9 protein-coding genes are annotated in these 12904 nt (G+C 75.1%); 5 read left to right on the top strand and 4 right to left on the bottom strand.

The genetic code is table 11. From position 1 onward, the window contains the following. The first annotated feature begins 87 nt into the window (after positions 1-87). On the top strand, positions 88-1245 hold the full coding sequence (locus PHK61_RS05185; protein ID WP_274279900.1) for an FAD-dependent oxidoreductase: 1158 nt from the start codon (positions 88-90) through the stop codon (positions 1243-1245). A 21-nt stretch (positions 1246-1266) separates the two neighbouring features. On the opposite strand, the gene PHK61_RS05180 is transcribed toward PHK61_RS05185, so the two are convergent. Continuing rightward, entirely contained in the window at positions 1267-1596 is a 330-nt protein-coding gene (locus PHK61_RS05180; protein WP_274279899.1) for a TfoX/Sxy family protein, read from the bottom strand. Positions 1597-1660: 64 nt separating this feature from the next. Beyond that, a complete protein-coding gene (locus tag PHK61_RS05175) occupies positions 1661-3052 on the bottom strand; it encodes an HNH endonuclease signature motif containing protein (protein ID WP_274279898.1) in 1392 nt (463 codons plus the stop codon). A gap of 56 nt (positions 3053-3108) precedes the next feature. Here PHK61_RS05175 and PHK61_RS05170 point away from each other — a divergent pair, with 56 nt between their 5' ends. After that, entirely contained in the window at positions 3109-4020 is a 912-nt protein-coding gene (locus PHK61_RS05170; RefSeq protein ID WP_274279897.1) for a 1,4-dihydroxy-2-naphthoyl-CoA synthase, read from the top strand. A gap of 35 nt (positions 4021-4055) precedes the next feature. Further along, complete coding sequence (locus PHK61_RS05165) at positions 4056-4412, top strand: iron chaperone (protein WP_274279896.1); 357 nt, start codon at positions 4056-4058, stop codon at positions 4410-4412. Positions 4413-4419: 7 nt separating this feature from the next. On the opposite strand, the gene PHK61_RS05160 is transcribed toward PHK61_RS05165, so the two are convergent. Next, a complete protein-coding gene (locus PHK61_RS05160; RefSeq protein ID WP_274279895.1) occupies positions 4420-8349 on the bottom strand; it encodes a glycosyltransferase in 3930 nt (1309 codons plus the stop codon). A gap of 529 nt (positions 8350-8878) precedes the next feature. Here PHK61_RS05160 and PHK61_RS05155 point away from each other — a divergent pair. Beyond that, positions 8879-10600, top strand: a complete 1722-nt coding sequence (locus PHK61_RS05155) for a sensor histidine kinase (RefSeq protein WP_274279894.1) — start codon at positions 8879-8881, stop codon at positions 10598-10600. Here the strand turns inward: PHK61_RS05155 and PHK61_RS05150 are convergent. Further along, the gene (locus tag PHK61_RS05150) at positions 10573-11277 is read right to left on the bottom strand and encodes a response regulator transcription factor (RefSeq protein WP_420791350.1); all 705 of its coding nucleotides are present in this window, start codon (positions 11275-11277) and stop codon (positions 10573-10575) included. The two genes, PHK61_RS05155 and PHK61_RS05150, sit on opposite strands and share 28 nt — an antisense overlap. 190 nt (positions 11278-11467) lie before the next feature. Between PHK61_RS05150 and PHK61_RS05145 the strand changes: the two genes are divergently transcribed. Further along, positions 11468-12898 carry a cation:dicarboxylate symporter family transporter gene (locus PHK61_RS05145; protein ID WP_274279893.1) on the top strand — a complete coding sequence of 477 codons (1431 nt, stop codon included), beginning with the start codon at positions 11468-11470 and terminating at the stop codon, positions 12896-12898. The last annotated feature ends 6 nt before the right edge of the window (positions 12899-12904 follow it).

The raw sequence follows: 12904 nt of genomic DNA, 5'->3' as shown, positions 1-12904 counted from the left end.
AGCCCCGCCGCGCTCCCGCTACTGTCCGGGGAGCCGCCCCCTCGACGAGGAGGCCCCCTCGATGCCGACCGACGGCCCGACCCCGTCATGACGGGGCTGCGCGTCGCCGTCGTCGGCGGCGGGATCGGGGGCGCCACCGCCGCGCTGGCGCTCGGGCGCCTGGGCGTCGACGTCGCGGTGTACGAGCGGCGCGCGTCCGTGCCGCCGGTGGGGTCCGGCCTCGGGCTCGCCGCGAACGGCCGCCGGGTCCTCGCCGAGCTCGGGCTCGGGACCGCCCTCGACGCGACGGGCGCGCCGATCGGCACGATGCGCCTGCTCCGCGCGGACGGCACCGAGGTCGCGCACTACGACACCGGCCGGCTGCTCGGGATGCGCCGGGCGGATCTGGTCCGCATCGTCCTCGACGGCCTCGGACCGGGCGTCGTGCACCAGGGCCGCGACTGCGTCGCCGTGGTCGCCGACACCGAGCGACCCGTCGTCCGCTTCGTCGACGGGTCCTCCACCTGGGCCGACGTCGTGGTCGTCGCCGACGGCCTGCGCTCCCGCTGCGCCGGGGCCGTCGCGACGCCGCCGGCGCTGCGTCCATCGGGAACGTCGGCCCTGCGTGGCTTCGTCGACGGCCGTGGTCTGCCCGACCACCTGTCCACCGGCCAGAACGCCTGGCTGGGCCCCGACCGCCACCTGCTCAGCTACCCCGTCGACCGGCACGGGACGCTGAACTTCGCGGCGTTCGTGCCCCGGCCGGCCGGGAGCGCCGACGAGTGGTCGTTCCGCGTCGACGCCCAGACGGTGCGCGACGCGTACGCGGGCTGGGACCCGGACACCCGCGCGATCCTCGCGCGGGCGACCGAGGTCTACCGCTACGACCTCGCCGACCGGGACCCGTTCGCGCCCTGGGTGCGCGCCGGCGTCGTGCTGCTCGGCGACGCCGCGCACCCGATGCTGCCCCACATGGGACAGGGCGCCAACCAGGCGATCGAGGACGGTGCGGTCCTCGCGGCCCTGCTCGACGGGGCCGGCGGGTCCGCCGACGTGACCGAGCGCCTCGCCGCCTACGAGGCCACCCGACGACCGCGCACCGACCGGATCCAGGAGCAGTCCCGGCGCAACGGCGAACGCTTCTCCGGCGCCCGCGACCTCACGTCCGGGGGCGACCGCGGTCCGACGCAGGACCTGTCCTGGGTCTACGGCTACGACGCGGGCGCGGCCGGGCGCGCCGCGGCGGCGGGTCTGCGCACGTCCTGACCTCGTGGGACCCGCCGGCTCCTACTTGACGGGGAGCGACTCCGCGTAGGACAGGCCCTCCTCGACCCATCGCGGCAGGCTCTCGTCGTCCAGGACCGTGCGGTCCACGAGCAGCCAGCCCTTCAGCGGACGCCCCTTCATGATCATGGGCTCGACACCCTCCTGCGCGAGCAGGGCCTCGGCCCGCGCGGGGTCGATGCGGACCATCAGGGCACCGGCACTGCCGGCGCAGACGGCCATGTTGCCGTGCAGCATGAACGCCAGCCCGCCGAACATCCGCTTCTCGCTGATGCCGTCCTGGCCGTCGAGGGTCGCGCGCAGGCGCTCTGCCAGCTCCTCGTCGTACGCCATGCCGGGAGTATGCCGGGCGGCACCAGCTCTTCACGGGCTCCGGTTCCCGAAGCGTCTGCGGTGGTCAGAGGGGGACGCGGGGCCGTCCGCCGGGTCTGGGGCGCTGTGCGGGGTCGATGAACCCAGGTGGGGTGAACCAGGGCCGCCCGTCGATCATCTGGATCGTCCAGTGCCCGTGGTGGATCAGCTGGTGGTGGTAGCGGCAGAGCAGGCACATGGTGTGCACCGCGGTGGCGCCGCGGTCGAGCCAGCTCTGCACGTGGTGGGCCTGGCAGCGCCGGGGTGTGCGGTCGCAGCCGGGGAACGCGCAGCCCCCGTCCCTGGTGTTGAGGGCGCGCCGGATGGCGTCGGGGGCGGTGCGCTGGGCGCGACCCACGTCGAGGGGCTCTGACCTGGAGCCCAGGATCATGGGGACGATGTCGGCGTCGCAGGCCCACCGGCGCACCGTGGCCGCGTCCACGGTGTGGCCGGAGTCCAGGGTGCCGTAGCCACCGCGCCCGGCCAGCGCCGCGCACAGCCACCGGTGATCGATGGTCACCGTCAACAGAGCGCGGCCGGGCCGCTCGGTCCACCCGCGCGTGGTGGTGGGACTGTCGGGGCGGCGGGGCTCGGGGAGCAGCGCGAGCGGCTCCCCGTCGGCGTCGTCCTCGCGGTGGTCGGGGGTCTCGGTGGCGGGCGTCTCGGTGGCGGGGGTCTCGGTGGCGGGCGCGGGGCGGGTGTCGCTGGCCAGGCCGCGGGGTCCTCGGGCGTCCTGGACGAGGTCCTTGAACGCGTCGGCGTTGCGCTTGACCAACCCGCGCTCGTCCTCGGCGCCGGCAGGCGCACTGAGGACCCCGAACACCTCGAGGACCATCTCGGCGTCCATCGGATCCCCGAGCCGCCCGGTGAACACCAGCGACCCGTCACGGCGGCGGTGCAGGCGCAGCTGGTCGAAGTCGTCCTGCCCGTCGGGCGGCGCGGCGCCGTCGGGGTCGTACAGGTCGACCAGCCGCTTGGCGAGCCGGCGCAGCACCCGCGGCGGCAGCACCTGGGCGTGCTCGGCCAGGGTGCGCTCCACCCCGACCCACTCCTCGAGCGGCGGCGGAGTCGCCAGCCCGGCGAGGTGGCGCATCGTCTCCCGGATGATCTTCACGTGCGCCGGGTCGATCACCCCCGCGGCCAGCGCTTCCCCGGTGCACCGCAGCCGCGCGGGCAGCGGCTCACCGTGCATCGAGGACCGCGCGCACAGGTCGGCGGCCTCGGCCACCAGCCGCTTGGCCTCGGCGGGGTCGAGGTTGTCCCGATCAGCGAGCAGCGACTCGATCGAGCGGTAGCCGGTGTCGGCCGCCACCCCGGACCGGGCCATCTCGGCCACGTCCTCGAGGCGCTGGAAGTACGCGCAGCGCAGGGCGATCACGTGGGCGCGGGCACGGTCGAACACCTCCCGCGCCGCCCCAGCCACCCCACGTTCGCTCATGTGTTCGAACCTAGCCGACACCCCCGACAACGCCGGGCCCTTCTACGCTCGCGGCCATGGTCGACACCGACGCCCCGCTGTTCGATCCGGCCCAGTGGCGGGAGGTGCCGGGTCACGACTTCACCGACATCACCTACCACCGTCACGTCGAGCTCGGCTGCGTGCGGATCGCGTTCGACCGCCCGGAGGTCCGCAACGCGTTCCGGCCGCACACGGTCGACGAGCTGGCCTCCGCGCTGGAGCACGCCCGCACCAGCGCCGACGTCGGCGCCGTGCTCCTCACCGGCAACGGCCCGTCGGGCAAGGACGGCGGGCACGCGTTCTGCTCGGGCGGCGACCAGCGCATCCGCGGGCGCACGGGCTACCAGTACGCGGAGTCGGAGACCGAGGTGTCGGCCGACGAGAAGGGCCGCGCGGGGCGCCTGCACATCCTCGAGTGCCAGCGGCTGATCCGATTCATGCCCAAGGTCGTCATCGCCGTCGTCAACGGCTGGGCGGCCGGCGGCGGGCACTCCCTGCACGCGGTGGCCGACCTGACGCTCGCGAGCGCCGAGCACGCCCGCTTCAAGCAGACCGACGCCGACGTCGGCAGCTTCGACGCGGCGTTCGGGTCGGCGTACCTCGCGCGCGCGGTCGGACAGAAGTTCGCCCGCGAGATCTTCTTCCTCGGCCGGACCTACACCGCCGAGCAGATGCACCTCATGGGCGCGGTGAACGAGGCCGTCCCGCACGCCGAGCTCGAGACGACGGCGATCCAGTGGGCCCGCGAGATCCTCGGCAAGTCGCCGCAGGCGCAGCGGATGCTCAAGTACGCGTTCAACCTCCCCGACGACGGCCTGGTCGGCCAGCAGCTCTTCGCCGGCGAGACGACGCGGCTGGCGTACATGACCGACGAGGCCGTCGAGGGCAAGGACGCGTTCCTCCAGAAGCGGGCGCCCGACTGGAGCCCGTTCCCCTGGTACTACTGACGCGGCACCGAGCACCGACACGCGGGGACCGACCCATGGCCGTGCACCAGGACGTCGACGCCTACATCGCCGCCGCCGCTCCGGGCCGTCAGGAGGCGCTGCGGGCGATCCGTCGGGACTGCCTCGACCTCCTGCCCGGGTTCACCGAGGAGATCCGGCACGGGATGCCGACCTACGTCCGGGACGGGGAGCCGGAGCTGTCCTTCGCGAGCCAGAAGCGGTACCTCTCGCTCTACGTGCAGCGCGAGGACGTGCTCGACCGGCACCGCGAGGAGCTCGCCCACCTGGACGTGGGCCGGAGCTGCATCCGGTACCGGCGCGTCGACCAGATCGACCACGACCTCGTGCGCACGATGCTGACCGAGACCGCCGCTCGTCCCGGCACCCCGTAGCGGCGCCCTACCGCGAGTCGTCCCCCGCGCGGTGGTGACGGCCGGTGGGCCGCGGGGAGCCGTCGGCGAACGAGGGGACCGGCTCGTCGGGGGCGCGTCCGGCCGGTGCCGGGCGCCCGCGCGGCGGCGGCGCGGGACGCGGCGGCGCGGGGGAGGGCAGCGGGGGCGGCGGGGCCGGGAGCGGGGTCGGGGTCAGGACCGGGGCCGGCGCCGGCCCGGGTCCCGGGGCCCGCGCCCCCGGCGCGGGCCCGCCCGGGCGGCCACCGGGCACGGCGCCCGCGGGGACGCGCGTGTAGCGACCCGTGCCGGACACCAGCACCCCGGCCGGGGGCGAGGCGGGGACCGGCCGCCGCCCCGCCGGCACGGCGCCCGCCGGCACGGCGCCCGCCGGCACGGCGCCCGTCGGCGCCGGGCGACCCGTCGGATGTCCGTCCGGGCGTGCTGTCGGGCGTGCTGTCGGGCGTGCTGTCGGGCGTGCTGTCGGGTGTCCTGTCGGGCGTGGCGACGGCGCCGGAGGCCGCGGCCGGACCACGGCCGCGACGCGGTCGGCCGGCGGCCCGGGGACCGGCGCCGCGCCCGTGAGCCGCGAGAACCGTGCGCGCAGCGAGCCCTGCGACAGCGCCGAGGTCTCGCCGTTCTCGACGTCGGTGGGGATGACCGGCGGGCGGGGTCCCTCGACGGCGCGCTTGGCCGGACGGGCCCGGCCGCGGCCGTCGGGCAGCAGGGAGAGCGCGCGCCCGGCGGCGAGGTCCTCGACCCAGCCGAACGCGAGCACCGCCACGACGATCAGCCCGGCGGCGATGAGGAAGTGCTGGCCCTGGGAGTCCCAGCCGAGCACGTCCCCGATCGACGGCGCGAACGCGATCGCCACGTTGTGCCAGAGGTAGATCGTGATCGCCCTCGCGTTGACGACCGTGACCAGCCGGCCGAGCAGCGGCACGCGCTCGAGCCAGGCCACCTGCGGGTTCAGCCGCAGCACCAGCAGCACGGCGCCGAACGACACCAGCGCCTGGGCGAACGGGATGTCGTTGAGGTCGACACCGTCGTCCCCGGCCGGGTGGCTGAACGCCCAGAACAGGCCGCCCGCGACGAGCACCGCCGCCGCGCCCCACGCCGCCAGCACCGGGATGCGGCGCAGCGTGCCGTCGCGGTGGGCGAAGCCGAGCATCCAGCACGCGGCGAACGTCGCGCCGTCGACGAGCACCGGGCCGATCGCCCCCCACTCCCCCAGTGGCGAGCCGAGGACGGCGTCGAGGCCGACGACGACCAGCGGCACGGCCAGCGCCACCGCGGGCCGGCGGCGGAACGCCCACAGCATCAGCGGGGTGAGCAGCACGAACCACAGGTAGGCGCGGATGTACCAGAGGCCGATGACGGCGTCGGAGCCCCAGTCGCTGCCCGGCGGGTCGACCAGCGGGAAGAGCCAGTACAGGAGGTTCGACCACACCAGCGGCGACTCGACGGTGCCGTCGGCGTCCTGCGCGGCCCACCCGTGCCAGAGCATCACCGGCACGGCGAGCAGCCCGAAGAACCACAGCGGGGGCAGCAGGCGCCGCAGCCGGTGGCCGATCACGTCGAGGGCCTCGCCACGGCGCAGCGACTGGACCATGAGCGACCCGCCGAGCGCGAACATCACGCCCATCGACGGGAACACCATGCTCATCCAGCCGCCGCCGAACGCGTGGTAGGTGACGACGCGCAGCAGGGCGATCGCCCGCAGCAGGTCGAGCCAGCGCTCGCGGCCCGCGCCCTGCGGGCGGGCGACGGGGACCTCGGCCGACGTCGGCTCCGCGTCCGGCGCCGGCCCGCGCGCCACCGCCGGCGCCGGCAGCCGGTCGGCCGCGGGACGGGACCGCCCGTCGGCGACCTTCGGGGCCTCGAGGTGCTCGGCCACGGCCCCGACGCGCTGGAGCTTCTGCCAGCGCACGCCGGCACCGGTCAGCGCGCTGACCACGGCCTGCACCAGCACGACGTACATGAGCTGGCGGTACATCAGCTGCTGCACCGGCAGCGCCCACAGCGGCCCGAGCGGCTCGCCGTCCATCCGGAACGCGAGCACGCCCGCGATCAGCTGGAGCAGCAGCATCGAGCCCCACAGCATCAGCGCGACGGCGGGGTCGCCGAAGAGCAGGCCGTAGACGAACAGCAGGTCCACCAGCGGCGCGGCCAGCGGCAGCGCGACGTGGAAGACACCGATGTGGGCGAGCCCGAGGCGTCCCATGCGCCCGGACGCGCCGCGCTCGCGCAGGGCACGGCGGTGCTTCCAGAGCGCCTGCATCGTGCCGTAGCTCCAGCGGAACCGCTGGCGCCACAGCTGCCCGGCCGACACCGGCGCCTCGGTCCACGCCAGGGCGTGCTCGTTGTAGACGACGCGCCAGCCGGCGCGGCCGAGCGCGATGGTGAGGTCGGTGTCCTCGGCGAGGGTGTCCGACGACAGCCCGCCGACCTCCTGCACGGCCTCGCGGCGGAACGCGCCCGCCGCGCCCGGGATGGTCGAGATCGAGCCCCACGAGTCCTGCACGCGGCGGTCGACGTTGAAGCCGACCACGTACTCGAGGTGCTGCATCCGCGGGATGAGCCGGTCGCGGTTGGCGATCTTCACGTTGCCGGCGACGGCGCCGGTGCCCGGGTCGGCGAAGGGCGCGACCAGCTGCGCGACCGTGTCCGGCTGGAAGATCGTGTCACCGTCGATCATGACGATGAGGTCGTGCTGCGCGGCGGCGACGCCGCGGTTGAGCGCTGCGGGCTTGCCGGCGTTGACCTGCCGCACGACCCGCACGCGGGGCAGCGCGAGGTCCTCGAGCAGGTCGGCGGTGCCGTCGGAGGAGCCGTCGTCGACGACCACGACCTCGAGCGGGTGGTCGTTCGCGAGGATCGACCGCACGGTCGCCTCGATGTTCTCGGCCTCGTTGTAGGCGGGCACGACCACCGACACCGGCTCGGTGACCGGCTCGCCCCAGGAGAACCTCGGATCCGCCCGGCGCCGGGCGTGCCGCCGGGCCACGACCACCATGACGATCAGCCGCAGGATCACCAGTCCGCCGACGCCGATCAGCGCGACCTGCATGAGGGTCACGAGGCCCTGGGCGACGCCGACGGTAGCGAGCAGCGCCTGGCCGACGAGCCGGTCGCGCGCGGGCGCGGGCCGCCCGTGGGGGCCGAGGCCCGCGGCGTCGCTGACCGTGGTGAACCGGTACCCCTGGGCCTGGAGCTGCGGGATGAGCTTGTCGAGCGCGGCGACGGTCTGCGAACGGTCGCCGCCCGCGTCGTGCAGCAGGACCGTCGCGCCGGCCCCGTTCTGCGGCGTCGCGTTGCGCACGATCGCGTCGACGCCGGGGCGCTGCCAGTCCTCGCCGTCGACGTCGGTGAGCACCGTGACGTAGCCGGCGCGCCCGGCCGCGACGACGGTGCCGTAGCCCGGGTCGTCGAGGGCGTCGGAGGTGGACGAGAACGGCGGGCGCACGAGGTGGGTGGACACGCCGGTCGCCCCGGCGAGCGCCAGCTCGGTGTTGTCGATCTCGCGATCGCGCCGCCACTCGGAGACGCCGGCGAGGTCGGGATGGGTGAACGTGTGGACGCCGATCTCGGAGCCCGACGCCACGACCCGCTGCGCCATGTCGGGGTGGCGCGCGACCATCGAGCCGACGACGAAGAACGTGCCGGGCACGCGGTGGCGCGCCAGCACCTCGAGGATCTCCGGCGTCCACACCGGGTCGGGGCCGTCGTCGAACGTCAGCGCCACCGTGCGCTCGGGGAGCCGGGCCGAGCGCACCGGGTCGGTGCGCGCGTCGATGATCGGGCCGCCGGCGCTGACGTTCGCGGGCACCGCCTCGTGACCCTCGGGGGGGCGCGCGTGGGCGTCGTTGCCGATGCCGGCGTTGACCAGGCCCGACACCGTGAGCACCGTCAGCACCATCACGGCGAGGACGGCGGTCATCGTCCAGATGCCCCAGCGTCTCGGGGACCGGTTCGTGCGCGCACCCCTCGTCGTCACCGTGCGTTGCCCCCTCCCCACCCACGGCGGTGCGACCGTGTCCTGGCCGTCACCTCGTCGTGTGCCAGACGATATCGATGGGGGCGGCCCCGTCACGCGGTGTGGGTAGGTCCAGCGGGACTCCGGACCCCTCGCGGCGCCGGGTCCGTCCCTGGTCGTCCCGCAACGTCCGATTCGTCCCGGTGCCTCGGGCCCGCCGGCGCGCGCACCGGCCCCGAGCAGGGAGTCGAGGACCACAGCGGCGGCGTCCCGGGAGCCCGGGACCGCGCCGGCGGACGCCACCCCCGGCCGCGCCGCGACCACGCCGGTGGCGCGGGCTCACGGGCCGTCGCCCCGGGCCTCGACCCCCGCGGGACGGTGGCAGAGGGTGATCGTCCCGAGCGGGTCACCGGTCGTCGCTCTCCGCGACGGCGAGTCCGGCGCCGCCGGGCATCCGCTTGCGCACCGGCAGCGGGGACGCGACGGTCGGCGGGTGAGCTCTCCTGCCCGCGGGTCCCGCCGCGGCTCGTCGCTGGTGCGCCGGCTGCTCGCGCTGGAGATCGCGACGGTCGTGCTCGCCGCGGTGATCGCGGGCGGGGTGAGCGCCTGGAACACGCGGGAGACCATCGAACAGGACGCCGCCGACAAGATGGTGGCGGTGGCGGTGGCGCTCGCGTCCTCGCCCGGGCTCGCCGACGCGGTGGCCGCCCGCGACGTCCCGCGGGTCCAGGCGGCGGCCGAGACCACGCGGGCGGGCACCGGCGTCTCCTTCGTGACGGTCATGGATCCCGCCGGCACGCGGCTGAGCCACCCCGAGCCGGCACGCATCGGCGAGACCTACCAGGGCACGTTCCTGCCCGCGGCCGCCGGCGGGACGCTGGTCGAGACGTTCCCGGGGACGCTGGGGCTCTCGGTGCGGGCGATCGTGCCGGTGCGGGACGCCGGGGACGGCGGCGTGGTGGGGATGGTCGCCGTCGGGCAGCTGCGCGTGCAGGTCGCCGACCGGATCGCCCGGGAGCTGGGGACCCTCGCGCTCGCGGCCGCCGTGGCGATCGCGCTCGGGGTGGGGCTCGCGGTGGTCGCCGCCCGCCGGGTCAAGCGCGACACCCTGGGCCTCGAGCCCCGCGAGATCACCGCGCTGCACCGCCACCACCAGGCCGTGATGGCCGCGATGCGCGAGGGCCTGCTCGTGCTCGACGCGGACACCGGGCGGGTCGTCGTGCTCAACGCCGAGGCCGCGCGCCTGCTCGGGCTGCCCGCCGCCCTGGAGCCGTCGCGAGCGGCCGGGCCCACGCTCGACGAGCTCGGCGTCGACCCCGCCCTGCGCGAGCGCCTCGCCGACCGCTCCCCCGTCACCGACGAGACCGTGCTGGTGGGCGAGCGCCTGCTGCTGCTCAACCGCACGGAGCTCGCCGGGACCTGGGAGACGGAGCGATCAGGGGAGCACGCCGATGGGGGAGCTCGACCCGAAGACACCGCGCCCGACATCGTCGTGACCCTGCGCGACCGCACCGAGCTCGAGGCGATGACACGCGAGCTCGACGACGCGCGCTCGGTGACCCGCGCGCTGCGCTTCGCCGCACACGAGCACGCGAACCACCTGCAGGCGGTGTCCACGCTCATCGAGCTCGGCGCGCAGGACGACGCCCGCGAGCTCGCCCAGCGCTGGAGCCGCGACCTGCTCGCGAGCGGCGACGACGAGCTCCGCGACCGGCTGGCCGACCCCGCGCTCGCCGCGCTCGTGCTCGACAAGGCCGCCGACGCGCGCGACCGGGGCCTCGAGCTGCGCATCGGCGAGTCGACCGCGCTCCCGGCGGACGAGGCCGGCGACGAGCAGGCGTCGACCGACCGCGTCACCGTCGTCGGCAACCTCGTCGACAACGCCCTCGACGCCGCCCTGGAGAGCGCGCACGCCGGGACGGGCGGGGTGGTGGAGCTCGACGTGCACACCGCCGGGGGTGCCGAGGTGATCCGGGTCGTCGACGACGGCCCCGGGCTCGCCGACCCGGACGCGGCGTTCGCGGCGGGCTGGTCGACGAAGGCGCGCGGGTCGGGCGAGCGGGGGCTCGGGCTCGCGCTGGTGCGCCGGGTGGTCGACCGTCGCGGCGGCACCGTGGAGGTCGTCCCCGGTGTGGAGGGCCGCGGGACCGTGTTCACGGTGACGCTGCCGCTGGTGGCGGCGGGGCGTCAGCGCTCGCCGGCCGCCAACCGGTAGCCGACCCCGCGCACGGTGACGACCGCGCCGGGGGCGTCGAGCTTGCTGCGCAGGGCGGCGATGTGCACCTCGAGCGAATGCAGGCCCGCCTCGAGTCCGGGGTCGTCGGGGGCGAGCCCCCAGACGTCGTCGAGCAGGTCGGCGCGCGGGACCACGGCGCCGTCGCGACGGGCCAGGGCCGCGAGCAGGTCGAACTCCTTGCGCCGCAGGCTCACCTCGCGTCCGGAGACCTCGACGACGCGCCGCGACAGGTCGATGCGCAGCGGGCCCACCTCGACCACCGGGGCGACGACGTGCCCGGCGCTGCGGCGCAGCACCGCCTCGATGCGCGCGGTCAGCTCGTCGATCGCGAAGGGCTTGACGACGTAGTCGTCGGCGCCGCTGCGCAGGCCCAGCACCCGGGCCTGCTGGTGGCCTCGCGCCGTGACGGCGATGATCGGCACCGCCGAGCGGGCCCGCAGCCGCCGGCACACCTCGACGCCGTCGAGGTCGGGCAGCCCGAGGTCGAGCAGCACGATGTCGGGCGGGTCGGCGGCGGCCTCGGGGCCCGTGACCGCCTCGAGGGCGGCGGCCCCGGTGCCGACGGGCGTGACGCGGTACCCGGCCGCGCGCAGCGCCGTGACCAGGGCGCCGCGCACCGCGTCGCTGTCCTCGACCAGCACGACCTTCACGCCCACCCCTCTCGATGGTCCGGCTCCCCCTGTCGGCGTGCTCCTTCGAACGCTGCGCGTCCCGCCCCTTTCCTCAACTCCTTCCCAACTCCGCGCCACCGATCTCGCACGCAGGGTGACGCGCGCTTAACCTCACCGCCCAGGTGAGACCCACGCCACCCCACGACGGGGAACCGCGGGCCGAGAGGAGACATCGATGTCGACCCAGGAAGCGACCGCGCCGCCGCCGGGGGGCTCCGCGCCGCCCCGGCGCAGTGCGGTCTGGACACAGTTGTGGTTCTGGGTGGTGATCGGGATCGCCGCCGGCGTCGTCGTCGGCCTCGCGGCGCCCGACTTCGCCTCCGACCTCAAGTTCCTGCCCGACATCTTCATCCAGCTCATCAAGATGATCACCGCGCCGGTCATCTTCTGCACCGTCATCGTCGGCATCGCCTCGATCGGGAGCCTCGCCACCGCGGGCGGCATCGCGGTCCGCGCGCTGGCGTACTTCCTGCTGATGACGCTGGTCGCGCTCGGGCTCGGCCTGATCGTGGTCAACATCGTCAAGCCCGGCGCCGGCTTCCCGCCGATCCCGCCCGACCCCGAGACGCTCGCCGAGGCGCAGGCGGACGTGGCCAGCGGCTCCGAGGGCGGTGGCGCGCTCGAGTTCATCGAGAACACCCTGCTGCCCGAGAGCTTCTTCGGCCCGTTCGTCGAGAACGAGATCCTGCGCGTGCTCGTGCTGGCGATCCTCGTGGCCGCGGCGACGTCGATGCTGGCCCCGGCCCTGCGCAAGCGCGTCGTCGGCGGCATCGAGCTCATCGCCAAGGTCATCTTCGGCCTGATCCGCCTGATCATGTTCCTGGCGCCGATCGCGGCGTTCGGCGGCATCGCGTACACGGTGGGCGCCCTCGGCGGCGAGAGCCTCGGCAACCTGCTCGCGCTGATGGTGACGTTCTGGGGCACGTGCCTGGTCTTCGTGGTCGTGGTGCTCGGCGCCGTCAGCGCGCTGTCCGGGTTCAACGTGTTCAAGCTGATCCGGATGATCAAGGACGAGATCCTCATCATCGTGGGCACGTCCTCGTCGGAGACCGTCCTGCCGCGGCTGCTCGCCAAGCTGGAGTCGGCGGGCGCGTCCCGCTCGACGGTCAGCATGGTCCTGCCCACCGGGTACTCGTTCAACCTCGACGGCACCTGCATCTACCTGACCATGGCGGCGCTGTTCATCGCCCAGGCCGGCGGGCAGGACCTGCCGTGGGGCGTGCAGCTCGGTCTCGTGGCGCTGATGCTGCTCACGTCGAAGGGCGCGGCGGGCGTCTCGGGCGCCGGACTCGTCACCCTGGCGGCCTCGCTGCAGGCGTTCGGCGGGGAGTTCTACACGACCGAGTCGATCGCGATCGGCATCGCGATCATCGCCGGCATCGACCGCATCATGAGCGAGGGCCGCGCGCTGACCAACGTCATCGGCAACACCGTCGCCACGATGGTCGTCGCCGGCTGGTGCGGGGAGCGCGACGACGAGCGCTTCCAGGCCGCGCTGAACGACCCGTCGCTGGTCCGCGACGCGATCGAGCAGGAGACCCACCGCGGCGACGAGGAGGACGAGACCTCGTCCGACCGCACCCCGGCGACCGCCGGCGCGCACTAGGAGGAC

It is taken from the genome of Actinomycetospora lutea (assembly GCF_028737205.1).
Lineage (GTDB): Bacteria > Actinomycetota > Actinomycetes > Mycobacteriales > Pseudonocardiaceae > Actinomycetospora > Actinomycetospora lutea.
Note: the sequence above shows the minus strand (reverse complement) of the source record. Positions and strands in the feature narration are given on the sequence as shown.